The 22,968-nt window shown below is 73.3% G+C and carries 28 protein-coding genes; 14 read left to right on the forward strand and 14 right to left on the reverse strand.

The annotated features are described in order from the left end of the window. Window positions 1-32: 32 nt before the first annotated feature. Entirely contained in the window at window positions 33-362 is a 330-nt protein-coding gene (locus BGO91_RS01900) for a hypothetical protein (protein ID WP_290471187.1), read from the forward strand. Between the two features lie 78 nt (window positions 363-440). Here the strand turns inward: BGO91_RS01900 and BGO91_RS01905 are convergent, their stop codons facing one another. The 4 genes from BGO91_RS01905 to BGO91_RS01920 form a co-directional block, all read right to left on the reverse strand. Next, complete coding sequence (locus BGO91_RS01905; RefSeq protein WP_290471188.1) at window positions 441-809, reverse strand: META domain-containing protein; 369 nt, start codon at window positions 807-809, stop codon at window positions 441-443. 133 nt (window positions 810-942) lie between these two features. Continuing rightward, window positions 943-2,739 (reverse strand): hypothetical protein, encoded by a 1,797-nt coding sequence (locus tag BGO91_RS01910; protein WP_290471189.1) that lies wholly within the window; start codon window positions 2,737-2,739, stop codon window positions 943-945. 80 nt (window positions 2,740-2,819) lie between these two features. Further along, a complete protein-coding gene (locus tag BGO91_RS01915; protein WP_290471190.1) occupies window positions 2,820-3,803 on the reverse strand; it encodes a hypothetical protein in 984 nt (327 codons plus the stop codon). A gap of 96 nt (window positions 3,804-3,899) precedes the next feature. Further along, entirely contained in the window at window positions 3,900-5,093 is a 1,194-nt protein-coding gene (locus tag BGO91_RS01920) for an MFS transporter (protein WP_290471191.1), read from the reverse strand. Window positions 5,094-5,226: 133 nt separating this feature from the next. Here BGO91_RS01920 and BGO91_RS01925 point away from each other — a divergent pair, with 133 nt between their 5' ends. Together BGO91_RS01925 and panD are read left to right on the forward strand one after the other, a co-directional pair. Then, window positions 5,227-5,679: a MarR family transcriptional regulator gene (locus BGO91_RS01925; protein ID WP_290471192.1), complete on the forward strand. Its 453-nt coding sequence runs from the start codon at window positions 5,227-5,229 to the stop codon at window positions 5,677-5,679. An 11-nt stretch (window positions 5,680-5,690) separates the two neighbouring features. Beyond that, window positions 5,691-6,104, forward strand: a complete 414-nt coding sequence (gene panD, locus BGO91_RS01930; protein ID WP_290471193.1) for an aspartate 1-decarboxylase — start codon at window positions 5,691-5,693, stop codon at window positions 6,102-6,104. A gap of 16 nt (window positions 6,105-6,120) precedes the next feature. Here the strand turns inward: panD and BGO91_RS01935 are convergent, their stop codons facing one another. Next, complete coding sequence (locus BGO91_RS01935) at window positions 6,121-6,621, reverse strand: hypothetical protein (RefSeq protein ID WP_290471194.1); 501 nt, start codon at window positions 6,619-6,621, stop codon at window positions 6,121-6,123. Between the two features lie 69 nt (window positions 6,622-6,690). On the opposite strand from BGO91_RS01935, the gene BGO91_RS01940 reads away from it, so the two are divergent. Beyond that, the gene (locus tag BGO91_RS01940; protein ID WP_290471195.1) at window positions 6,691-7,053 is read left to right on the forward strand and encodes a nuclear transport factor 2 family protein; all 363 of its coding nucleotides are present in this window, start codon (window positions 6,691-6,693) and stop codon (window positions 7,051-7,053) included. A gap of 30 nt (window positions 7,054-7,083) precedes the next feature. Here BGO91_RS01940 and crcB read toward each other — a convergent pair whose 3' ends face one another. From crcB to BGO91_RS01955, 3 genes are read right to left on the reverse strand one after another with little or no spacing between them, the layout of a single operon-like run. Continuing rightward, entirely contained in the window at window positions 7,084-7,458 is a 375-nt protein-coding gene (crcB, locus tag BGO91_RS01945) for a fluoride efflux transporter CrcB (protein ID WP_290471196.1), read from the reverse strand. Continuing rightward, entirely contained in the window at window positions 7,455-7,913 is a 459-nt protein-coding gene (locus tag BGO91_RS01950; RefSeq protein WP_290471197.1) for a CrcB family protein, read from the reverse strand. The genes crcB and BGO91_RS01950 overlap by 4 nt, the downstream gene beginning before the upstream one ends. Then, window positions 7,910-8,437, reverse strand: a complete 528-nt coding sequence (locus BGO91_RS01955) for a universal stress protein (protein WP_290471198.1) — start codon at window positions 8,435-8,437, stop codon at window positions 7,910-7,912. Before BGO91_RS01955 ends, BGO91_RS01950 begins: the two co-directional genes overlap by 4 nt. Before the next feature lie 66 nt (window positions 8,438-8,503). Between BGO91_RS01955 and BGO91_RS01960 the strand changes: the two genes are divergently transcribed. The 5 genes from BGO91_RS01960 to BGO91_RS01980 all read left to right on the forward strand — a co-directional run bounded on the left by BGO91_RS01960 (window position 8,504) and on the right by BGO91_RS01980 (window position 12,424). Next, window positions 8,504-8,962 carry a phage holin family protein gene (locus BGO91_RS01960; RefSeq protein ID WP_290471199.1) on the forward strand — a complete coding sequence of 153 codons (459 nt, stop codon included), beginning with the start codon at window positions 8,504-8,506 and terminating at the stop codon, window positions 8,960-8,962. Next, entirely contained in the window at window positions 8,959-9,204 is a 246-nt protein-coding gene (locus tag BGO91_RS01965; protein ID WP_290471200.1) for a hypothetical protein, read from the forward strand. Before BGO91_RS01960 ends, BGO91_RS01965 begins: the two co-directional genes overlap by 4 nt. Continuing rightward, window positions 9,194-10,198, forward strand: a complete 1,005-nt coding sequence (locus BGO91_RS01970; protein WP_290471201.1) for a YihY/virulence factor BrkB family protein — start codon at window positions 9,194-9,196, stop codon at window positions 10,196-10,198. Before BGO91_RS01965 ends, BGO91_RS01970 begins: the two co-directional genes overlap by 11 nt. Window positions 10,199-10,261: 63 nt before the next feature. Then, window positions 10,262-10,933 (forward strand): NUDIX domain-containing protein, encoded by a 672-nt coding sequence (locus tag BGO91_RS01975; protein WP_290471202.1) that lies wholly within the window; start codon window positions 10,262-10,264, stop codon window positions 10,931-10,933. A gap of 309 nt (window positions 10,934-11,242) precedes the next feature. Next, a complete protein-coding gene (locus tag BGO91_RS01980; protein WP_290471203.1) occupies window positions 11,243-12,424 on the forward strand; it encodes an RtcB family protein in 1,182 nt (393 codons plus the stop codon). Between the two features lie 36 nt (window positions 12,425-12,460). Here the strand turns inward: BGO91_RS01980 and BGO91_RS01985 are convergent, their stop codons facing one another. The 4 genes from BGO91_RS01985 to BGO91_RS02000 form a co-directional block, all read right to left on the reverse strand. Beyond that, window positions 12,461-13,507 carry a hypothetical protein gene (locus BGO91_RS01985; protein WP_290471204.1) on the reverse strand — a complete coding sequence of 349 codons (1,047 nt, stop codon included), beginning with the start codon at window positions 13,505-13,507 and terminating at the stop codon, window positions 12,461-12,463. Window positions 13,508-13,816: 309 nt separating this feature from the next. After that, the gene (locus BGO91_RS01990) at window positions 13,817-15,505 is read right to left on the reverse strand and encodes a hypothetical protein (RefSeq protein ID WP_290471205.1); all 1,689 of its coding nucleotides are present in this window, start codon (window positions 15,503-15,505) and stop codon (window positions 13,817-13,819) included. Beyond that, window positions 15,502-16,170 carry a response regulator transcription factor gene (locus BGO91_RS01995; RefSeq protein ID WP_290471206.1) on the reverse strand — a complete coding sequence of 223 codons (669 nt, stop codon included), beginning with the start codon at window positions 16,168-16,170 and terminating at the stop codon, window positions 15,502-15,504. Before BGO91_RS01995 ends, BGO91_RS01990 begins: the two co-directional genes overlap by 4 nt. Window positions 16,171-16,254: 84 nt before the next feature. Further along, a complete protein-coding gene (locus BGO91_RS02000) occupies window positions 16,255-16,692 on the reverse strand; it encodes a YdeI/OmpD-associated family protein (protein ID WP_290471207.1) in 438 nt (145 codons plus the stop codon). Window positions 16,693-16,840: 148 nt separating this feature from the next. Between BGO91_RS02000 and BGO91_RS02005 the strand changes: the two genes are divergently transcribed. From BGO91_RS02005 to BGO91_RS02015, 3 genes are all read left to right on the forward strand, one after another. Further along, complete coding sequence (locus tag BGO91_RS02005) at window positions 16,841-17,476, forward strand: hypothetical protein (RefSeq protein ID WP_290471208.1); 636 nt, start codon at window positions 16,841-16,843, stop codon at window positions 17,474-17,476. A gap of 80 nt (window positions 17,477-17,556) precedes the next feature. Next, window positions 17,557-18,282, forward strand: a complete 726-nt coding sequence (locus BGO91_RS02010) for a YcnI family protein (protein ID WP_290471209.1) — start codon at window positions 17,557-17,559, stop codon at window positions 18,280-18,282. Beyond that, a complete protein-coding gene (locus BGO91_RS02015) occupies window positions 18,279-19,025 on the forward strand; it encodes a copper resistance CopC family protein (protein ID WP_290471210.1) in 747 nt (248 codons plus the stop codon). Before BGO91_RS02010 ends, BGO91_RS02015 begins: the two co-directional genes overlap by 4 nt. 61 nt (window positions 19,026-19,086) lie before the next feature. Here BGO91_RS02015 and BGO91_RS02020 read toward each other — a convergent pair whose 3' ends face one another. Continuing rightward, a complete protein-coding gene (locus tag BGO91_RS02020) occupies window positions 19,087-19,263 on the reverse strand; it encodes a hypothetical protein (protein ID WP_290471211.1) in 177 nt (58 codons plus the stop codon). A gap of 137 nt (window positions 19,264-19,400) precedes the next feature. On the opposite strand from BGO91_RS02020, the gene BGO91_RS02025 reads away from it, so the two are divergent. After that, entirely contained in the window at window positions 19,401-20,588 is a 1,188-nt protein-coding gene (locus BGO91_RS02025) for a MarP family serine protease (RefSeq protein WP_290471212.1), read from the forward strand. 19 nt (window positions 20,589-20,607) lie between these two features. Continuing rightward, window positions 20,608-21,630 (forward strand): NADPH:quinone reductase, encoded by a 1,023-nt coding sequence (locus BGO91_RS02030; RefSeq protein WP_290471213.1) that lies wholly within the window; start codon window positions 20,608-20,610, stop codon window positions 21,628-21,630. On the opposite strand, the gene BGO91_RS02035 is transcribed toward BGO91_RS02030, so the two are convergent. Further along, entirely contained in the window at window positions 21,614-22,885 is a 1,272-nt protein-coding gene (locus BGO91_RS02035) for an MFS transporter (protein ID WP_290471214.1), read from the reverse strand. The two genes, BGO91_RS02030 and BGO91_RS02035, sit on opposite strands and share 17 nt — an antisense overlap. Window positions 22,886-22,968 lie beyond the last annotated feature (83 nt).

A 22,968-nucleotide genomic window follows, 5' to 3' on the forward strand; every position in this document is an offset into this window, starting at 1 on the left:
ATTATCACCTTCTGATATTCTGCGAGGTCCTCATGAGCCGACCCACCGATGAGAGCTCCCCCGCCCGTCGGCGCAAGCCTCCCGACACCTTGCCCTTCCGCGCCCAGCCCAGCGCGGTCGGCAGCACCGCAGGGTCGCGCCGCCGCACCACCATCACGTTCTACCTGACGGACACCCTGCGCAATCGCGCCCGATCCGTCTACCGGGCCACCTCGTTCGCCGAGCGCGACAGCAGCTGGTCCGAGATGCTCACCAAAGCCCTGCTCGCCGAGGTCGAACGCCGCGAGCTCGAGCACAACGACGGCGAGCCCTTCGTCATCACCGACGAACCACTGACCCCCGGCAGACCCATCGGGTTCTGACGGGCCGAGAGGGCGTCCCGCCCGGCGGATCCCCCCAACTCCCCGCGGGGCGCCCTCTCACTCCCCCGGTCGGCACGCTCAGCCCTTGGCGAGCGTGCCGACCTTCTCTCCGCCATTGGCGTAGACGACGAGGTCGCTCCCGGAGACCTTCGCCGTGTTCGCGCGACTCAGCCACGGGTTCACGCCCTCGCACGCCTTCAAGGTGGAGGCGAAGGGGCCGAAGGTGAACGTGTCCCCCTTCACCGTCCCCTTGCCGGACATGGCGTTGCAGCCGTCGTTGCCGCTGAACGTCCCGTCGTCCTTGATCGTCAGGTTCGGCTGGCCGGCCGCCGACGATCCCCAGGTGCCGGTGAAGGACGACCCGGGCGAGGAGCACCCGCTGAGGGCGACGACCGCGGCGACAGCGGCGAGGGCGAGGGCGGCGCGGGCGGGTCTCAGGCTCATCATGACTCACACCGTAGTGGTCGGGCCGAGCGGCGGAAAGATGCATTCGCCGCACGGCCCGGAGCCGTCGGCGGGCACGGCGAAGCGGGCCGTCGATGCACGATCGACCGACGGCCCGCGCGCCGTGCTCACGCGACTAGCGCGTGCGGTGGTGGCGACGCTCCCGGCTGGCCGCCGTGAAGAGCGCCAGCACTCCGAAGAGCGCCAGGAGAGCCGCGAGCGCGCCCAGGGCCAGCTCGTTCGAGCCGGTCGAGGCGAGCATCGCCGCACCGCCGGAGCCGAGCGCCATCGCGGCGCCGACCGAGGCCGTCGTCGTCCCTGCACCCGCGCCGGCCCCGCCGTCACCCGGGACGACCGGGGTCGTCGGCGTGGTCGGAGTGGTCGGCGTGGTCGGAGTGGTCGGCGTGGTGGGTGTGGTCGGCGTCGTCGGGGTGGTCGGCGTCGTCGGGGTCGTGGTCGACCCGGTCGTGCCGCTGTCGCCGATGACGCTGATGGCGTTGCCGCCGACCGTCACGGGCACATCCAGCCCGATCGGCAGCTCGACGGGGAGCAGACCGCCCAGGAGGCCGGTGCCGGGGTCGCCGGCGCCCGTTCCACCCGTGACGGTGGTGCCGCCGCCGGTGGTGGGTGCCGTGACCGTGGAGGAGGCGCTGGACGAGTCGCCCACGACGCTCACCGCGTTGCCGCCGGCGGTCACCGGGATCCCGGCGTCGACCGGCAGCTGGACGCCGCCGACCAGGCCGCCGAGGAGGCCGCCGTCCGTCCCTGTTCCGGCGCCGCCGCTGGTGACGGTGGTGCCGGTGCCGGAGCCGGCCGGGGCGGTGGTGGAGGAACCGGCCGACGAGGAGTCGCCGACCACGCTGATCGCGTTGCCGCCCGCCGTCACGGGGACGCCCGCGTTCACCGGCGCCTGCACGTCGCCGAGCAGACCGCCGAGAAGACCGGAGTCACCCGAGCCCGAACCCGAACCGGAGCCGCTGGTCACCGTGGCACCCGATCCCGCCGCCGGAGCGGTGGTCGTCGAGCCTGCCGTGGTGGAGTCGCCGAGCACGCTGATCGCGTTGCCGCCCGCCGTCACAGGCAGTGCCGCATCCACCGGCGCCTGCACGTTGCCGAGCAGACCGCCCAGGAGACCGGAGTCACCCGAGCCCGAACCCGAGCCGGAGCCGCTGGTCACCGTGGCACCCGATCCCGCCGCCGGAGCGGTGGTGTGCGAGCCGGCCGACGAGGAGTCGCCCAGCACGCTGATCGCGTTGCCGCCGACCGTCACCGGCACGGCCGCGCTCACGGGCGCCTGGACATCGCCGAGCACTCCGCCCAGCAGGCCGTCGCCGGATCCGCTGCCGGTCGACGTCACGGTCGACCCGGGCGCGGCCGCGGGAGCCGCTGCCGTCGAGCCGGTCGACGACGAGTCGCCCAGCACGCTGATCGCGTTGCCGCCGACCGTCACCGGCACGGCCGCGCTCACGGGCGCCTGGACGTTCCCGACCAGGCCGCCGTCACCGGACGAGTCGGTCGTGGTCGCCGCCGGCGCCGGGGCCGCGGCGGCGGGTGCCGTCTGCGACTGGGCGCTGCCGGCATCGCCCGCGACGCTGATCGCGTTGCCGGTGACCGTCACCGGAACGGAGACGTCGGCGACGGCCTGGGTGCCGCCGAGGACGCCGCCGATGGCGGAGGGGTCGATCGTCACGGTCGGGGCCGCGGCGGGCGCCGGAGCGCTCGTCGTCGACCCGGCCGAGGAGGAGTCGCCCACGACCGAGACCCCGTTGCCGGAGATCGTGACCGGGACGGAGATTCCGACCACCGCTTGGGTGCCGGAGCCGGCGCTGTCGGCGGTCGGGGCCTCCGCGGCGTTCGCCGCCGCAGTCCCCGCCAGCCACAGCCCGCCGGCGCAGAGGGTGATCCACAACCCTCGCGAGACGTACTTGTTCATGGTTCAGCCTTTCGAATGAGTGATGTCGCCTCCGCGCGGGAGGCATGGTCGCGTTCTGCCCGCGGGCAGACGGGACCCACTCAGTCGGGGCTGGTGTCGTGGTCGGCGACGGGGGACGCCGGGATGCGGTCGTCCGATGACGTGCTGGTCGCGCCGCCGAGGGCGCAGGAGGGCAGGGCGATGCCGTCGGCGACCGCCGAGGGCGCGGTTCCGCCGCCGCCTGCCGAGTTCGAACCCGCGCCGGCGCTACCGGACGGCACGCCGGGCGGTGGCGCCTGGCCGTCCCAGCCCGGGTGGCCAGGGAACGGGGACGTCGGATCGGCCGATGAGCTCGCACCGGCGCCGTTCAGGAGCGCGGCTCCCGCGCCGGCGACACCGGATGCACCGAAGCCCGGAAGGGCGGCGGGCGCGCTGGAGGCGGGCGCAGCGATCGCTGCGGACCCGGGCCCCGAGAGGGCGACCGGCGCGTTGACGTCCGCACCGCCCGCGCTTCCGGCAGGCGGCTGCGACACCACCGGCGGTCCGGAGGTGCCGGGCGCGCCCGGCGTGAGCGGGGTGACGGTATCGGTCACGACGCCCGCGACGCCGGCGACCGTCTGGTCGACGAGGCCGGTCACGGGGGCGGTCACCGACTGCACCGGAGTGCTTCCGAGCAGCCCGGTCACCACGTCGCCGACGACCGGCGTCGAGCCGACGGCCGTGTCGACCGCGGTCGCCACGGGCTGCACGACGGCGCTGACCGGAGCGGAGTCCGCGATGCCCGACACCGCCGAGGTCACGGGGGTCACGACCGCCGAGACGACCTCCTTCACCGGCTCCGGGAGGACCGGAGCGACGCTGGAGGTGACCGCCCCGACCGTCTGGCCGAGGCCGCTCGTCAGCCCCGAGACGACGCCGCCGAGCCCGGAGGACGCAGCGGGAGGAGGCGGGGGCGGCGCGGTCTCGTCGGCGTGGGCGGAACCTCCGCCGAACAGCAGGCCGAGGCCGACCAGGGCGGCGGCGCCGATCATCGAACCGAGGAGGATGCGGAGGCGCAGGCGTGATGGGAGCAGCTCATCAGCCACATCAACCATCACGATCACCCCCTGATCGTCACGTTCCCAGGTACTTCGGGGTTGTCCAGTTCGTTCGAGACACGGCTGAGTGTACCCCTCCGTCTACTAGACGGGAAGGATCTCTTCTGAGACGTCGGTCCGGCCCCGGCGCGACGCGGCCCGCGCCGCAGATGCGGCGACGGCGACCACGACCAGAGCCCCCACGGTCATGGCGGCGCCGACCCAGAGCGGCGATGTGTAGCCTAGGCCGGCCGCGATGGTCACACCGCCGAGCCACGCCCCGATCGCGTTGCCGACGTTGAAGGCGGCGATGTTCGCGCCCGACGCCAGGGTCGGCGCGTGTTCGGCGTAGGTCAGCACCCGCAGCTGCAGGGCGGGGACCGTCGCGAAGCCGGCGGCTCCCATCAGCACCAGCGCGATCACGGCCGGGACGGGCATCCCGGCGACGAGCGCGAACCCGACCAGCACCACCGCGAGGACGGCGAGCAGCACCAGGAGGGTCCGGTCGATCGATCGATCGGCGAGGCGCCCGCCCACCCAGTTGCCCGCGAACAGTCCGAGGCCGAACAGGATGAGCAGCCACGGCACCGCGCCGGCGGCGAAACCCGAGACGCCGGTGAGCGTGTACGCAATGTAGGTGAAGGCGCCGAACATCCCGCCGAAGCCGAGCACCGTCGCCACGAGGGAGAGCCACACCTGCCCGGAACGGAAGGCGCTCAGCTCGCGGCGGAGGCTGGTGGCGCCGGAGTCCGCCGCCTCACGCGGCACCAGGACGGCCACGCCGATCAGGGCGATGACGCCGATCCCGGTGATGGCCCAGAAGGTGGAGCGCCAGCCCGCCGCCTGCCCGAGCAGCGTGCCGAGCGGCACGCCGAGCACGTTGGCGGCGGTCAGGCCCGTGAACATGATCGCGATCGCGCGGGCGCGCTTCTCGGGGCCGACCAGCCCGGCCGCGACGACCGAGCCGATGCCGAAGAACGCGCCGTGGCAGAGCGCGGCGACGACGCGGCCGCCGAGCATCACCGCGTAGGTCGGGGCGAGGGCCGAGAGGAGGTTGCCGACGATGAACAGCACCATCAGCCCGAGCAGGGCGGCCTTGCGCGGGATGCGCGTGGCGGCGGCGGTCAGCGCGATGGCGCCGACGGCCACGGCGAGCGCGTAACCGGAGATGAGCCACCCCGCGGCGGCCTCGTCGACCCGGAAGTCGGCGGCCACCTCGGGCAGCAGCCCGGCGATGACGAACTCGGTCAAGCCGATGCCGAATCCGCCGAGGGCGAGGGCGATCAGGCCAGCAGGCATGTGAAGACTCCGTGAGTGAGGGGGTGGATGGGGTGGGCGCGTTATCCTGTTATTTGCAGACGCGCTATAAATAGTTGCACGTGCAATTACTTTGCGCAACCCGGCGCCTCTGCGCGACCAGACAGGAGACCCCGTGGGGATCGGAGACGACGCCGTCGAGGTGCGGGCGCAGGGCTGGCGCACGCTCGCCGCGCTGCACAACTTCATCGAGACCGAGCTCGAGCGCGCCCTGACCCGCGACGCGGGGCTCTCCGTGGTCGAATACACCGTGCTCGACGCCCTCAACCGTCAGGACGGCTGGCACATGCGCATGCAGCAGCTGGCCCGCGCGAGCGCTCTGAGCCCGAGCGCCACGACCCGGCTCGTCAACCGGCTCGAGGAGCGCGGTCTGCTCACGCGCGTCGACTGCCTCGACGACCGCCGCGGCACCTACACCGAACTGACCCGGCCCGGCCACGCACTGCTCGACCGGGCGCGGCCCGTGCACGACGCCGCGCTCGAGCGCGCCCTCGCCGAGGCGACCGAGGTGCCCGAGCTGGCCGCGCTCGTGGCCGCCCTGCCGCAGCTCACGCTCGCGACCGCCTGAGGAGGCCCGCCATGCTCCGCACCATGTTCACGTCCAAGATCCACCGCGCGACCGTGACGCACGCCGACCTGCACTACGTCGGCTCCCTCACCGTCGACCAGGACCTCCTCGACGCCGCCGACCTGCTGCCCGGTCAGCAGGTCTCGGTCGTCGACATCGCCAACGGCAGCCGGTTCGAGACGTACCTCATCCCGGGTGAGCGCGGCAGCGGCGTCATCGGCGTGAACGGCGCGGCGGCGCACCTCGCCCACGTCGGCGACCTGGTGATCGTGATGGCGTACGGCCAGATGGACGACACCGAGGCCCGCTCCTACGTGCCGCGCGTCGTCCACGTCGACGAGCGCAACCGCATCGTCGCGCTCGGCTCCGACCCGGCCGAGGCGCTCACCCCCGGCGTCGAGACGCCGCCGTTCGCGGTGCGCTGAGCCGCCCGCCGACCCCTCAGCGCAGCACCTCGATCAGCGCCACCCACGAGAACAGCACCGTGGCGACGATCGCCAGGATGCTCGCGACCGCGACGACCACCAGCCCGACGGCCGGTTGCGCGATCAGCAGGAGCACGCCCCCGGCGAGATAGGCCAGCACCGGGATCACGAACGGGACGATCTGCGACGCGTCGTACTGGTGGAAGCCGGCCCGTGTCTCGTCCTGGCGGATGGCACGCGCCGCGAGCGCGGCCACCACGGCGACCGCGAGCCCGCCGACCAGCACCTGGATCGCGTAGCCCACCGCCTCCTGGCCCGGGATGAGCGCGAGGCAGCAGAGCACGACGCCGAGGATGAGGGAGGCGATGGAGGCTCCCGCCCGCGCGGCCAGGCCGCGCGACTCGGCGATCTGCTTGATGTTGACCGACAGGGCCACGATGAGGAGGCCGCCGAGGGCCGCGCCGGCGCCCGCGACGGCGGTGTTGAAGGGCGCCCATTCCTCGAACAGCGGACTCATGGCGCATATCGTATCGGCCGCCCGCGCACCAGGCTGGTGGCCGGTGGGGCCAGGGCGTATAACGGGGACATGGCCGACGCGATCACCCGCTGGATCGACGACTACCGACGAGCCTGGGAGTCGAACGACCCGGACGACATCCGGGCCCTCTTCACCGAGGACGCGAGCTACCGCACGGAGCCGTTCGCCGAACCGTGGGACGGCCACATCGAGATCGTGGAGGGCTGGCTCGACGCCCGCGACGACCCCGGTGCCGCGTCGTTCGAGTGGCGTGTGGTCGGCCAGGACGGCCCCCAGTACTTCGTCGAGGGCGTCACCGACTATCGCGAAGGCCCCACCTACAGCAACCTGTGGATCATCCTGCTGGCGCCCGACGGGCGGGCGCAGGAGTTCACCGAGTGGTGGATGGAGCAGGACGCCGACGACGAGTGAGCGTGCCGGTGCGCCATCCGGCGCCCGCTCTCAGAGCTGGCCGAGCCACAGGCCGAGCCCGGCCGCGGCGAGCGCGAGCAGCAGCATCCCGACGCCGTTGAACGCCGCTGCCCGGTAGCGGCGCTGCTGGGCGAGCCGCACCGTCTCGAAGCTGGCCGTGCTGAACGTCGTGTAGCCGCCGAGGAAGCCCGTGCCGAGGATGGCGCGCCACTCCGCCGGCAGTCCGTTCGCGAGCGCCAGGCCGGTGACGAGCCCCAGCAGGAACGAGCCCGTCACGTTGATGACCGTGGTGCCGAGCGGGAAGTTCACCCGCACGAGGCTGCGGGTGACCCCGTCGAGCACGAGCCGCGCGACGGCGCCGAGGCCGCCCGCCACCGCGACGGCGAGCACGAGGAGGGGCGTCACGAGGCGTCCCCGTCGCTGCGCCTGCGCCCGGCTCGGCGGCGGCCGAGGGCGGCTCCGAGCGCGATGCCCGCGAGGGAGGCGAGCGCCCCGACGGCGATCGTGGCGACCGCGTACAGGATGCTGCCGCCGACGTTCTGCGCCGCGATCAGGCCGTCCGCGTCCACGGCGAACGCGCTGTAGGTGGTGAACCCGCCCAGGATGCCGGTGCCGACGAAGAGGCGCACCGACCGGCGGCGGCCCTCGTCCGGCCCGCGCAGGGCGAGCGCCTCGAGCAGCCAGCCCAGCACGAACGCGCCCACGACGTTGATCCCGAAGGTCGCGACCGGCAGCCCGTACACGGGAGGCACGACGCTGGAGATCAGGTACCGCACGGTCGTGCCGAGCGCACCGCCCACGAACACCAGCAGCACGGAGCGCCAGTGGAGATGGACGGGGAGGGGAGGGCGGGCCGTCACTTCTCCGTGGGGTCTTCCCACGGCAGCGACTCGGCGCCGGCCACCGGCGCCAGCGGCACCACGATCACCGGCCGGTGCTGGCGGTGCGCCAGGTGCACCGCCACCGACCCGTTGAAGAACTCGCGCAGGCTGCCGCGCAGTCCCGCCTCCCGGGTGCCCACCACGATGTACCGCGCGTCCACCTCGTCGGCGAGCCTGGTCAGCGCCCAGGCCGGGTCGCCGGCGAGTTGCTTGAAGCCGAACGGGATGCCGCGCCCGGCGAGCACCGCGCGGACGCGCTCCTCCAGCTCGGCGTCGAACTCCTCCTCGGCCGCCTCCGGCAGATCGGGGTCGTACGGCAGGGCGACGACCGTGCCGTCGACGTAGTTCGAGACCAGGTAACGGTTCGGGTCGACCGTGGCGCACACCAGCGGGACCCCGAGATCGCCGGCCAGACGGGCCGCCTGCTCGAGCACCGCCACCGGCTGTCCGGCGACCACCGCGACCAGCACGCCGCCACGCCCGAGGGAGTCGTTGCCGCTCATGTCCCTAGTGTGCACCATCCCATCGGGGTACGGTCGCGGTACACGCGAAAGGTGAGACGGCACAGGATGAGTCACGACAGCACGAGCACCGGTACCCCCACCGCGGGGTCCGCCATCCCCCGAGAGCGTCGGCGCACGACGCGCGGGCTGCGCCCCCTGCCCGAGTTGACCCGGGATCTGGTCGCGCAGCTCAAGCGCCTGGTCAGCTCCGAGCTCGCCCTCTTCAAGGCCGAGATGTCGGCGAAGGCCAAGGCCGCCGGGATCGGCGCGGGCTTGCTCGTGGGCGCGCTCGTCTTCGTCTTCTTCGCCCTCTGCGTGCTGGTGACCGCCGCGGTGCTCGGGTTCGCCCTCATCGTGCCGGCCTGGCTCGCCGCCCTGATCGTCGCGGGCATCCTCATCGTCCTGGCGATCATCGCCGCCCTGATCGGCCGCGCCAGCCTCAAGCGCGGCGTCCCGCCGATCCCCGACGACCTCGGCTCCGAACTGCGGGCCGACGCCCACGCCCTGAAGGGGGAGCAGCCGTGACCGCGCCGACCACCACCCGCCCGCCCCTGCCGAAGGGCGCCGGGATGAACACCATCCAGCTCGACCTCGAGGTCACCCGCAGCGAGCTCGCGCACACCCTCGACGACATCTTCGCGACCTTCAACCCGCGCATCCAGATCCGCTCGCACCCGGTCGCCGCCGGGAGCGTGCTCCTCGGGGTGGCCGCAGCGGCGGCGGGCATCGCGACCCTGCTCATCCGGAAGCGCCGGCGTGACGGCTGAGCGCACCGCGGTCCCCTGGGTCCGGCTCCCCTGGGGCTTCATCCTGAAGGGAACGCTGCGCGGCTTCTCCCGCGACGCCTGCACCGACCTCGCCGCCGGACTGACCTACTTCGGCGTGCTCTCGCTGTTCCCGGCGATGATCGCGCTCGTCAGCATCCTGGGCCTCGTCGGCCAGAGCAAGTCGGGCATCGACGCGCTGTTCGGGATGGTGAACCAGCTCGCGCCCGGAATGCTCGATGTGGTGCGCGGCCCGATCGAGGCGCTGGCCGACTCCCCCGCGACCGGGCTGGCGCTGGCCATCGGAATCGTCGGCTCCGTCTGGTCGGCCTCGGGATACGTCGGCGGGTTCGGCCGGGCCCTCAACCGCATCTATCGCGTGCAGGAGGGGCGCACGGCGTTCGCGCTGCGCCCCGCGCAGCTCCTCGTCACCATCGCCGCCCTCGCCCTCGTGGCGATCGTCGCGATCCTGCTGGTCGTGTCCGGGCCCATCGCGAAGGCGATCGGAGACGCCATCGGGCTCGGCGACGCCGCGCAGACGACCTGGTCGATCGTCCGCTGGCCCGTCGTCGTCATCGCGCTGGTCGTCCTCGTCGCACTGCTCTACGGCGTCTCGCCCAACGTGCGCTACCCGCGCCTGCGCTGGCTGACGACCGGGGCCATCGCCGCGATCGTCGTCATCGGCATCGCGTCGACCGGGTTCGCGTTCTACGTCGCCAACTTCGGCAGCTACGACAAGACCTACGGCGCCCTCGCCGGCATCATCGTCTTCCTCCTCTGGATCTGGATCGCGAACGTCGCCCTGCTGCTCGGCGCCGAGCTCGACCGCGAGATCGAGCGCGCCCGCGAGATCCTCGCCGGCGAGGAGGCGGAGCACGGCCTGAGCCTCCCGCTCAAGTCCGACGCAGCGATCGTGAAGGCGCGCGACGCCGAGGCCGGCGTCATCCTCGCGGCTCGCAAGCTCCGCAAGGAGCACGCCGCCCGAGACGGCGAGTAGTCCGCCCTCTCGGCGCTTTTCGCGGCACATCGTGCCGTCTCGGCGGCCGGTAGGCTCGCGAGGGTGAGCGATGAGCAGGGTGCACGGGACGAACGGGTGGGGCACGACCGGGCGGACGGGCGCGGGCGCACCGGCCTGCACCTGGCCGGGCGCGACCTGACCGGCAACCCGGACGTCCGGGTGCGGGATGTCGAGGTCACCTCCGACGGCTGGCATGTGCTGCGCCGCACCACCTTCGACTACCGCGGCCGCGACGGCGAGTGGACCACCCAGTCCCGCGAGACCTACGACCGCGGCAACGGCGCGACCGTGCTGCTCTACGACCCCGAGGCGCGCACGGTGCTGCTGACGCGCCAGTTCCGCTTCCCGGTCTACGTCAACGGGCACCCCGACGGGATGCTGGTGGAGGCCGCCGCCGGCCTGCTCGACGGCGACGCCCCCGACGAGGCCATCCGCCGCGAGGCCGCCGAGGAGCTCGGCGTGCGCATCGGCGAGCTCGAGCACCTCTTCGACCTCTACATGAGCCCCGGCTCGGTGACCGAACGCGTCCACTTCTACGCGGCGCCCTACCGCCCGGCCGACATCGACGGCGGCGGCGGAGTGGAGGCCGAGGGCGAGGAGATCGAGCCGGTCGTCGTCCCCTACGGCGACGCCCTCGCGATGATCGCCGACGGCCGCATCGCCGACGGCAAGACCGTCATCCTGCTGCAGTGGGCGGCGCTGAATCTGTTCTGACGCCCGCCGCCGGTAGACAGCGACACGCCCGGGCCGGTATGGTCGATCTCCTGCGCCGACCGGCGCAGACGCCCCGATTCCACGGAATCAGCCGCCCGGAGAGGAAAGCAGCGATGGACAGCACGCCCGCACTGCTGCGCGAACAGCGCGCCTACCGGACGCTCGAGACCGTTCGGGGACTGTAGAGACCGCATCCGCCCGGATGCCGCAGCCCCGTTCCTCGAGGACCGGGGCTTCTTCTCTGTGTGCCGTCATCGTGCGGGATGCGTGAGCCGCCCCGGCCGCACCCTCACGAGAGACGAAAGGATCATGGAGAGAATCTCGAACCGCCTGCTCAACTGGGCCTCCCTGCTGGAGGACTCCACGCGCGCGCAGGCGGTCACCACATCGACGATGCCGTTCATCCACCCGCACGTCGCCCTCATGCCGGACGCCCACCTGGGCCTCGGTGCGACGGTCGGATCCGTCATCCCCACCCTCGGCGCGATCATGCCCGCCGCCGTGGGGGTCGACATCGGCTGCGGGATGATCGCGGTGAAGACCGGGTTCACGCGGGAGGACGTCGCGGCCCGTTCCGCCGTCGCACCGCTCAGCGAGCTGCGCCGGCAGATCGAGCGCGCCATCCCCCTGTCGGCCGGCGGCCGCAACCGGAAGGTCGTGGCGACCGCCGAGCCGCGCGTGGCCGAGCTGACCCGGATGGCCGACGCGATCGGCCTCGACCCGGCGGCGCACGCCAAGGCCTGGGAGCTGCAGCTGGGATCGCTCGGTTCGGGCAACCACTTCATCGAGGTGAGCCTGGACGAGGAGGACGCGGTCTGGCTGTTCCTGCACTCCGGCTCCCGCGGGGTGGGCAACCGCATCGCCGGCCACCACATCCGGGTGGCGCAGGATCTGATGCAGAAGTGGTGGATCGCCCTGCCCGACCGCGACCTCGCCTACCTGGTCGAGGGCACGGCCGAGTTCGACGCCTACATCGCCGAGCTGCGCTGGGCGCAGCACTTCGCGCTGCTCAACCGCGAGGAGATGATGGACCGCGTGATCCGCCAGACCGCGGAGTACTTCGGCGAGCCGGTGGAGGAGAGGGAGCGCATCAACTGCCACCACAACTTCACCGAGCGCGAGCGGCACTTCGGCGAGGACGTGTGGCTGTCCCGCAAGGGCGCGATCTCGGCACGGGCCGGCCAGACCGGCCTCATCCCGGGGTCGATGGGCACGGCGTCGTACGTGGTCTCGGGCCTCGGCAACCCGCTCGCGCTGCAGTCGTCGCCGCACGGCGCCGGTCGTCAGTACTCGAGGTCGGCGGCGCGCAAGCGGTTCACGGTCGAGGAGCTGCGGGAGGCGATGACGGGCATCGAGTTCCGTGACACCGACGCGTTCCTCGACGAGATCCCGCAGGCGTACAAGCCGATCGACCAGGTCATGGCCGACGCCGCCGATCTGGTGGAGGTGCGCCACACGCTCCGGCAGATCGTCAACGTGAAGGGCGACTGAGCACGGGGTCGTGCCGCTCCGGCGGCACGGCCCCGATCAGTACTTGATCGTGGTGCCCTGCGCGTTGAGGAAGTCGATGTGCACGTGGTTGCAGGTGTCCTCGAACGGCTTGAAGTTGTCGAGGGAGATCGAGCTCCGGCAGTTGATCTGGCCGAGGCCGGTGCCGGTGGGGACGATCGGGTCGAGCAGCTGGATCAGCTGGAGGGACTTCGCGTCGCCGCCGGTGAGCGGGGAGCCGTTGAGCAGGTAGAAGTCGAGAGCGTGGCCGCCGCCGTCGGCGTAGTGCGCCGACTCGGTTCCGGCGCCCTCGATCTGACCGGTGCAGCGGCGGTTGATGTCGGAGACGCCCACCTGGCTGAAGTGCGCCAGGGCGAACGAGATGGTCTGGAGGACGCGGTAGTCGATGCCGCAGCCCGGGACGGCCTTGCCCTCGGCCAGGTTCGCGATCTCGGGGAGGTGGTTCGGCGTGGATCCGACGAGCCGGCCGGACGACACGGCGCCCATCAGCTGGATGGCGAGCGCCTGGACGGTGGGCGAGACCGAGCCGTTCATGGTCGAGTCGAGCGCCTGCGGGCTCTCCTGGATGTCCATGCCGTCGCGGGCGACGACCTGGACGGCGTCGGTGTTGCCGCCGGTGAGGGTCTGCACGGCGAGAGCGGTGCGGGCCGTGCCGATGGCCGAGCCCTCGCTGGTGGTCGCGTAGGCGGGCAGCGCGGCGGTGCCGAAGAACGCGGTGAGCGCGAGCATGACGACCACGTGGAAGCCGCGGCGGCGGTGCTCGCCGGGCCGGCCGGTCCCGCGCAGGCGGCCGAGGATGCCGCCGCGGGAGGCCGCAGCCGCGGTCGACGGACGCTCGACGGTCTTCGTCGGGGCGGTCTTCGGCGCGGCGGTGCGGGCTGCGGTGGTCGGCTTGACGACGATGCGCTCCCGCTTGCGGGGGCGCGAGCGCTCCGCTTCGAGGCGGGCGCGCCGGCTGCCGTAGGCCTGCTCGGCCGGGGCCTCCGCCGTGGTGAGGTGCTCACCGTGGGTGAAGTCCTCGACAGGATCCGCTGTGAGTTCCGACTGCTGTTCGACGTCGACCACGAGGGGTGCGCGAGAACCGCGGCGGGGCCGCGCGGAGGCAGTGGAACGGGGCAAGCTGGTCTTCCTGTGGGGCAGGGGGCGGGGGCGTACCCGATCCTTTCTACCCCATTTCGCCTGAACGTTCTATCAATGCAGACGAATGGATTCCGGTTTTTTTTGGCGCAGGCCCGCTGCTGGGGCGCATCCCGCGCGTTCGGGTAGCGCAGAAGCGCCCCGGCACTGATCGCTCGGATGCGGGGCTCCGACCGACAGAATCTAACGCCGCCCGCCCGGGCGCCGGCGGCCGGGTACGGCTGCTACGACGCGGGTTCAGGGAACGACGACGGCGAGCTCGACGCGCCCGTCGAGCTCGCGCAGCTCGACCGTCGCCTGCTCGGCGAGCTGCCGCAGCCCGATGCCGGCGGAGGCGGTCGAGAGCGTGCCGCCCGAGGCGACCACGACCGAGACGCCTCCCGCGGACACGGAGCGGACGTCCAGGGTCACGGGGCTGCCGTCGCCGTGCCGCACGGCGTTGGCGAGGCCCTCCGAGATCGCGTCGACGACCGCCTCGCAGCGTGCCGGCTGCCGCAGCCGGTCCCAGGCGTCCGGAGCCACGCTCGCCTGCAGGGCGATGGCCGACCGCCAGCTCTCCACGAGCGCACGGATGCGGGCCTCGGGGTCGGGGACCTCCGGCGGGGCGAGCAGCTCCGTGCGGATGCGTTCGACCACGGTGCGCAGTTCGCCCGACGCGTCGTCCCCGCCTCCCGCACCGAGCGCGAGGGCGGCGGCGATCAGCTCGGACTGCACCCCCGAGTGGAGCATGCGCGCGAAGGCGGCGCGCTGGTGGTCGTAGTCAGCGCGGAGCCGGGCGGCGTCGAACACGCTCGCCTGCACGGCGGCCTCGAGCCCCTGCTGGTCCTGCCGGATGCGGGCGGACAGCGAGACCACCAGCGCCACCGCGAGCGCGATCGCGGGGTACGTGCCCGCCTCGAACCAGATGAAGTGGGGATGCAGCCCCTGCACGCGGATCGCGGCATCCGTCGTCAGCGAGAGCACCACTCCGACCGCGAGATAGCCAACGACGAGGACGAGGGCCCGGTACCGCCGCGCGGTGAGCGAGGCGACGCGGGAGACGGCCAGGTTGCCGGCGCCGACGACGACCAGGCCGCCGACGACCGCGGGGACGCACTGCAGCAGCCCGTACTGGGAGAGGCCGAACGGCGTCACGAGGGCGGCGAAGAGCACGGCGAGCAGGAGGGGCGGCGCGGGCTGCATCCCGCCGAGGACGGAGGCGACCCAGTCGCGCCGGCGCACCTGCTGGTTCTCGGCCTCAGCCGCCGGGGCGACGTCCTCCGTCTCGTACAGCCAGTGGCTCACCGGTCGCACCACGTCCGTCGCGAGACCGCGCAGCACCCGGGCGGCCTCGCTCGGCCGCAGCGGAGCGTCGGCCACCGCGGCGGCGCGCTCGATCTCGGCGAGCACGTCGTCGACGGCCGCGTGCCGCAGGCTGCTGACGCGCTCGGCCGCGCGCTCCGCATCCAGCTCGGACGCGCGCTGAGCCGCGCGCAGACGGCGGTAGACGCCGAGGTGGTCCCACACGAGGTCCACGCCGACGGCGATGAGCGTGAAGATCGTGACCGTCGTGACGACGTTGATGCCGATCCGGCCCCCGAGGTCGCCCGTCTCGACGGTGATGCCGAGCACCTCCCCCACCCCGAGGAAGAGGAGCGGCCGCAGCACGCCGATGGCGGCGAACAGCGCGAACACGGTGACGACGCGGATCCTCGCCGGGGTCACCCGCAGCACGGCCCAGCCCGCGGCGAGCAGCAGGCCGACCACGAGGTGCTGCGTGATCGACAGCACGAACACCGCGCCGGGGCCGCCGCGCACGTACTGCAGCCCCGACATGACGGTCAGGGCGAAGGGCGCCGTGATCGCCCAGGTCCACACCGTGATGGCGGACCGGCCCGTGGCGCGCGCGAGGAGCCGGCGGGCACGCACCCGGGCGAGGCTGGTCATAGGCCCGACGCGGGATCGCCGAACGTCGAGACGTAGAGGGTGGCGGCCGCGACGCGGGGCGTGGTGCTCTCTCCCGCCGAGAGGCCGAGGGCGTGGAAGACGCGTTCGACGCTCTTCTCGACCGCCCGCACCGAGATGCCGCGGCGGCGGGCGATCTCGGCGTTGGTGAGGCCGGCGGCGAGCAGCCGGGCGGTCTCGAGCTGGGCCTCGCTGAGCCGCAGCAGCGCGTCGCGACGCTCGCTGCCCGGCCGGTCGTGCGAAACCGGGCGGTCGGCGAGCACGGCCTCGGCGGCATCCACCAGCTCGTCGACGGACTCCACCGCGGACTTGTTGACGTACGACGCGTCGGCGACGGTGTCCTTGGCGCGGGCGGCGGCGGCCTCGCGCGAGAGGTTGCTCAAGAAGAGCACGGCCACATGGGGCGCTCGCTCGCGGACGATGGTCGCCAGCTCCACACCGTTGGGCCGCTCCCCCAGATCGATGTCGGTGACGAGGAGGTCGGGGTCGGCCTCCTCGAGGGCGGCGAGCGCCTCCGGAGCGGACGCGGCCGCCGTGGCCTCGAAGCCGCGCTGACGGAACGCGTCCGCGACCAGGGAGCGCATGAGGGCGTGATCCTCCACCACGAGCACCCGCCTGCTCCACACGCCCTTGCTCACCTCGGCCATCCTGCACAGGATAACCGCCGCCGGCGCGGCGAGCCGTCCCGCATCGCGCCCCCTATAAGAGGAGCACGCCCTCCCGTGCAGCGCTCAGGCGCCGAGCTCCTCCAGGACCTCCGCCACCCGGCGGGCGCGGGTCTCGGCCGCCTTGGCGCCCTCCACCGCCAGCACGTGGCGCTTGCGGTTGCTGACCGAGAAGGCGTCGAACCGCTCGCGGGCGCCCGGCACGGCGGCGAGCGCATCGGCGAGGTCGCCCGGCACCTCCACGGTGCGCGGCTGCTCGTCGCGGACGAGCTCGACCTCGACCTCGTCGCCGGCGGCGATGCCGGCACGCGCGCGGATGTCGGCGCTCACGGGGAGCTTGGCCTGGCCCGCGCGCATGGCGATCGTGCTCGGGTACCCCACCCCGCCGACCGTCGCGCGCACGGGGATGCGGCCCCCTCCGCCGAGGCCCTCGATCACGTCGGGCGGGACGACGATCCCGGTCGCCGTCGCGCCGTCCAACTGCAGCACTGCTCGGAATGCCATGCGGCCACCTCCACGATCCGCACGATACTGCGCGCGCGGCCCCTGCCGCCAGAGCGCGCCGGATGCCGCGATCCGTTCCCTAGACTGGTTCCGAATGCCCCACGACGGACGAGGGCGGCCCGCGAGGGCGACGAGTGAGGACGGACCGATGGGATCGAGGCCGGCACGCGCGATGCGCGGCACGATCGCGTCCGCCGTCGCCATCTTCGTCGCGGCCCTCTTCCACGTCGCCGGCGGCGGCGCGGCGCCCGGCATCGTGCCTGTGGCGCTGAGCCTCGCGTTCGCGACCCTGGCTTCCATCGCGCTCACGTCGCGGCGGCTCTCGCTGTGGCGGCTGACGGTCTCCGTCGTGCTGAGCCAGTTCCTCTTCCACGCGCTGTTCAGCCTGGGCGACGGGACGGCGCGGTTCGTCGGCGCGGACGGCACGACGGCGGCCGGCCACCTGCACCCGGGCGCGCACCTCACGATGACCAGCGGAGCCATGCCCGCCTCGCACACCGACTTCACCGCCCCGTCGATGTGGCTGACGCACGCCACGGCGGTGCTCGTCACCGTCCTCGCGCTGCGCTTCGGCGAGCGCGCGTTCTGGAGCCTCTTCGCGACGGCCCGCGTCGGCGTGCTGCGCTTCGCGTCCCTCGTCGCGGGTGCCGCCCCCATCCCCGTCCGCGTCGTCGCGGTCGTCTCCGCCGTCGCCGCGGCCGAGCCGGCACGCCTGCGCGACCTCGGCCTCCCGCTCGCCCGGCTGCGGCACCGCGGTCCCCCGGCGCTCGTCAGCGCGTTCTGACGGGCGTCCCGGTCGCGATCGGGGTCGTCCGCGTGCGCGCACGCGCATCCGACGACCCTGCACCGTACTTAAGGACCCTCATGAAGAAGACGACCTTCGCCGCCTCCGTCGCGGCGACCTCCACCGCCCTGCTGCTGCTCGCCGCGCCCCTCGCGGCCAGCGCGCACGTGCACGTCACGCCCGACGCGGCGACCCCCGGCAGCTACGCCACCCTCACCTTCAAGGTGCCCACCGAGTCCGCGACCGCGGGCACGGTGAAGCTCGTGGTCGACCTGCCGACCGAGACGCCGTTCACCTCGGTCAGCTACCAGCCGATCCCGGGATGGTCGGCCTCCGTCGACACCGAGACGCTCGCGAAGCCGGTCAAGACCGACGACGGCACCATCACCGAGGCGCCGGTGCGCATCACCTGGACCGCCGACAGCGGCACCCAGATCGCGCCGGGGCAGTTCCAGGAGTTCACCATCTCGGCGGGCGCCGTGCCCGACACCGGCTCGATCATGCTCCCGACGCACCAGTACTACTCGGACGGCAGCGTCGTGGACTGGGCGGACGCGACCCCGGCGTCCGGCAAGGAGCCGGAGCACCCGGCGCCGACCCTCTACGTCAACGACCCGGCACCCGCCGAGGACGGCGGCACGATGACGACCCAGGTCGCCACCAGCACCGAGGCACCGGCCCCGGCGGCCGGAACCACCGCGACCGCCGTGTCGATCGGGCTCGGGATCGGCGGCCTCGCCCTCGGCGCGATCGCCCTGGTGATCTCGGTGCTGGCGCTCGTGCGCCGGGGTAAGGTGCGGGCATGATCCGCCGCACCCTCGCCGCGACGGCCGGCCTCGCCGCCGCCCTCGCGCTCGCCCTGCTCCCCGCCGTCGCCGCCTCGGCCCACGACTACCTCGTGAGCAGCGACCCGGCGGCGGACTCGACGGTCACGGCGCCGCCGAGCACGGTGACGCTGACCTTCAACGACCGGGTGCTCGACCTGGCCGGCGACGGCTCCAGCACCCTGCTGACGGTCACCGGCCCCGACGCGGCGGCTCGCCACTTCGAGACCGGCTGCGCCACGGTCGCGGACCGCAACGTCAGCGCCCCGGTCGCGCTCGGCGGCGCGGGGTCCTACACGGTGACCTACCAGATCGTGTCGGCGGACGGCCACACGGTGTCGAACTCGTACGCGTTCGCCTACCAGCCGCCCGCGGGCGCGGTGGAGGCGGCGGGCAGCGAGAAGACGGCGTGCGGCGCGGCCGCGGGCGGATCCGCGACGGAGAGCCCCGCGGCCTCCGACCCGGCGACTCCGGAGGCGACCGCCGGCGGCTCGCAGCCGCTGGTCACCGCCTCCACGCCGGAGCCGACCGCAGCGGCGAACGACTCGGGTCTCGGGCTCGTCATCGGCATCGCGGTCGCGATCGTCGTGCTCGCGATCATCGGCGTCGTCATCGTCGTCCTGACCGCGCGGCGCAAGCCTCCGGTCGCGGCGGACGCCGCCGCCGCGGCGACGGACGCGGACGACCGCCCGACCGACGGACCGGGCACTCCCCCCTCCAGCTGACGCAACACGCCGCGCGGCCCGGTGGCCGCGCGGCGTGTCTCGTCCGATACCCGACGACGGGTCAGTCCGGAGCGCCGCCCGAGGCGGTGTCCTCCTCGGTCTCGGCGTCGTGGTGGCTCTGCTGCGACGGCTCCCCGCCGTCCGGCAGCTCGCCGTGCTCGCCGTCGTGGGCCGTCAGGTCCGCGCTCGTCATCTCCCGCTCTCCGGGGCCGAGGTCTCCGCGCTGCTCGTCGCTCATGTCCGTTCCTCTCGCTGTCCGGCGGTCTCGCTGCCGGGGCTTCGGACGGTAGGCCCCGGGAGGCTCGGAGGCAAGGGCCAGAGGATGCTCACCCGGGGTTGAGCCTGCGCACAGCCTGGTGCGGCATCGTAAGGCGCGTGGAGATCGTTGTCGACGTCGTGCTTCTGGTGCTCGGCGTGCTGGCGGTGGTCGCCGGGTACACCAACGGCGCCATCCGTGCGGCCGGCTCCCTCGTCGGCCTCGGCTGCGGCGTCGCACTCGGGCTCTTCCTCGCTCCGACCGTCGTCGGCTGGGGTGTCTCCTACGGCCTCACCGGTGTCACCCAGCGGTCGATCGTGGCCGGCGTCGTCATCCTGGTCTGCGCCGGCGTCGTCTACGCCATCGCCGGAGGCATCGCCGCACTGCTCGGCAAGGTGCTGCGCCGCGGGCCGATCCGCTGGCTCGACTCGCTGATCGGCGCCGTGCTGGGCCTGGCGACGTGGGCCGTCGTGGTGTGGCTCGTCGCCGGCTTCGCCATGTCCACGAGCCTCGCGACCGTCGTGCAGGCCGCGAACTCCTCCCGCGTCGTCGCCACCCTCAACGGCATCGCCCCGCTGCCCGCCTCGACCGTGCTCGGGGCGATGGACGACGCCCTCGCCAGCGCGGGGCTGCCCAAGGTCTTCGAGGGCGACGAGTCGATCAAGACCATCGCGGCGCCCGACCCCTCCGTCCCGGCCGACGTGACGTCGTCGGAGCGGTCGGTCGTGACCGTGCTCGCCTCGAAGCCCGCGTGCGGCGTCGACTCGGAGGGCAGCGGCTGGGTGGTGCAGCGCGGCCGCGTCGTCACGAACGCGCACGTCGTCGCCGGCGCCTCCTCGATCGTGGTCCGCGAGGCCGGAAGCGGAACGCTCGACCGCGCGACGCTGGTCGCCTTCGACCCGTCCCGCGACCTGGCGGTGCTCGACGTAACCGGGTTGAGCGCTCCCCCGCTCGACATCGGCCAGGATCTGACCTCGGGCGCGCAGGCGTACGCGGTGGGGTACCCGGGCAACGGCCCGTTCACCGTGAGCCCGCAGCGCGTGCGCGACCAGCTCGTCGCCCGCGGCACCGACATCTACCAGAGCGGCTCCGTCGATCGCGAGATCTACTCCCTCCGCGGCACCATCCGCCCCGGCAACTCGGGAGGACCCCTCCTCGACTCGGCGGGGGATGTCGTCGGCGTCGTCTTCGCCCGGTCGACCGTCGACCCCGACACCGGGTACGCGCTGGCTCTGTCCGAGCTGCGGCCGGTGCTCTCCTCCGTCGGCAGCGCACCGATCAGCTCCGGGGCGTGCTCTGCGGGCTGACCCGTGGTTGGCTAGGGGCATGCAGGCTGTCACGTACTCCTCCACCGGCGACTCCGACGTTCTCGTGCTCGGCGAGCGGGAGGAGCCGCACGCCGGCCCCGGCGAGGTGCGCGTGCGCATCCACGTCTCCGGGGTCAACCCGACGGACTGGAAGTCGCGCCGCGGCAGCGGCGACAACGCTCCGCTGCCCCGGCCGCAGGTCCCGAACCAGGACGGCGCCGGCGTCGTCGACGAGGTCGGCGACGGGGTGACGGCGCTGCGCCCCGGCGACCGCGTCTGGGTGTGGGATGCGGCCTACCAGCGCCCGGACGGGACCGCGCAGGAGCTCGTCGTGCTGCCCGCACGCCAGGTCGTCGCACTCCCGGACGAGGTGGGCTTCGACGTCGGGGCCAGCCTCGGCATCCCGGCGCTGACGGCGCATCGCGCACTGACGTCGTACGAGCACGCCCCCACCGAGCTCTCGCGCGGCAGCCTCGACGGCCGCACGGTCCTCGTCGCCGGCGGGGCCGGAGCGGTCGGGCACGCCGCGATCCAGCTGGCCGTGTGGGCCGGCGCGACCGTGATCTCCACGGTCAGCAGCCACGAGAAGGCGGAGTTCGCTCGCGCGGCGGGGGCGCACCACGTCGTCAACTACACCGACCCGGACACGGCGAAGGCGATCGGCGCCCTCGCCCCGCGCGGCGTCGACATCGTGGTCGAGGTCAACCCCGTCGCGAATGCCGGGCTCGACGTGCGCGTCGCCGCCACGGGCGCCACGATCGCGATCTACGCGGACACCCCCGGCGAGTCCGAGGTGAGCATCCCCGTGCGCCCCAGCATGTCGAAGAACCTGCGCTGGCAGTTCGTGCTGACCTACACGACCGCCGCGGAGGTGAAGGATGCCGCCGTGCGTGCCGTGACCGCTGCGGTCGCCGACGGTGCCCTGCCGGTCGGCGCAGAGCACGGCCTCCCGCTGACCCGCTACCCGCTGGCCGAGACGGCCGCCGCCCACGACGCCGTCGAAGGCGGCATCGTGGGCAAGGTGCTCATCGACCTGGCGTGAGTTCCCGCCGCACGCGGGCCGCCTGCACGACCAGCGCCACGACCGCGGCCGCGGCGATCGCGACCGCGTAGCCGAGGACGGTCGGCAGCAGACCGACCGTGGCGATCAGCTCGCCCGCGACCAGAGCGGGCACGCCGTACGCGAGGTAGCTGACCAGGAAGATCCCGGCGAACAGCTCGGCCCGCTTGTCGTTCGGGGCCAGGGGGGCCAGGATGCGGAGCATCGCCGAGAAGCCGGCGCCGAACCCCGCGCCCGCCACCGTCGCTCCGGCGAACAGCAGCGGCAGGACCGCGCCCGCGATCCCGGCGCCCGCCAGCACGATCCCCGCCACGATCGCGGCCATCGCCCAGACCGTGGTCCGGCGTGCGGGAGCGCGCGTCAGGGCCAGGCCCGCGACGGCCCCGACCGCCGGCGGCACCGCGACGATCGCACCGTTCAGCAGACCGCTGTCGAGGTGGAAGACGCCGTGGAGGATGGAGGGCGAGAGCCCGATGAACAGCCCCGCGAGCATCCAGGTGGCGAGGAAGAGCGGGATCGCCCCGACGAACTCGCTCCGTGCGGCGCGCGGGATGACCAGCCGCGGCACGAGCGACCGCACCGCTCCTGGGCGGCGGCGGACCGTCTCCGGCGAGGCCGCGACCACGACGATCCCGGCGGCGAAGAGGAGCGCGAGCGTCACGAAGACGAGCACCGTCGGCGCGGACGCGAACTGCACGGCCAGGCCGGTGAAGAAGGCGCCGAGCGCGATCCCGCCGACGGGCGCCGTGCTGCCGATGGTCGCACCGAGCTTCTTCTGCTTCTCAGGAGCCAGCTCGACCAGAGCGGCCGTGAACGTGCTCATGGCCGCTCCGGTCGCGACTCCCTGCACCGAGCGCGCCGCGATGATCCAGCCGATGTCGGTCGCGAACAGGAACATCAGCATCGCCACGACCTGCAGCGCGAGCGCTCCGATGAGCACGGGACGGCGGCCGATATGGTCGGAGAGCGATCCCGCCACGAGCAGGGTGATCAGCAGCGTGACCGCGTAGATCGCGAAGGCGACCGTGAGCAGCCACGGCGCGAAGCCCCACTCCTGCTCGTAGAGCACGAAGAGCGGGCTCGGTGCGCCCACGGCGAGCGCGACCGCCACGAAGGCGAGGGCCGTCCCGGCGAAGGCCGCGACGGGCCGCAGCCGGAACCGGCGGCGGGAGGCCCGCACCGCGCCCGGGACGGCGGGGATGGAGCCGGTGGCGCTGAGCTCGTCCGCTGTGGTCATGACTGCCTCCTTAAAGCAAATGCGGTTGCTTTTAGGGACTCTAGAGCCTCGATCGAGTTAAAGCAACAGGAATTGCTTTAAGC

Source organism: Leifsonia sp. 71-9 (assembly GCF_001898805.1).
In the GTDB taxonomy this organism is placed as follows: Bacteria; Actinomycetota; Actinomycetes; order Actinomycetales; family Microbacteriaceae; genus Leifsonia.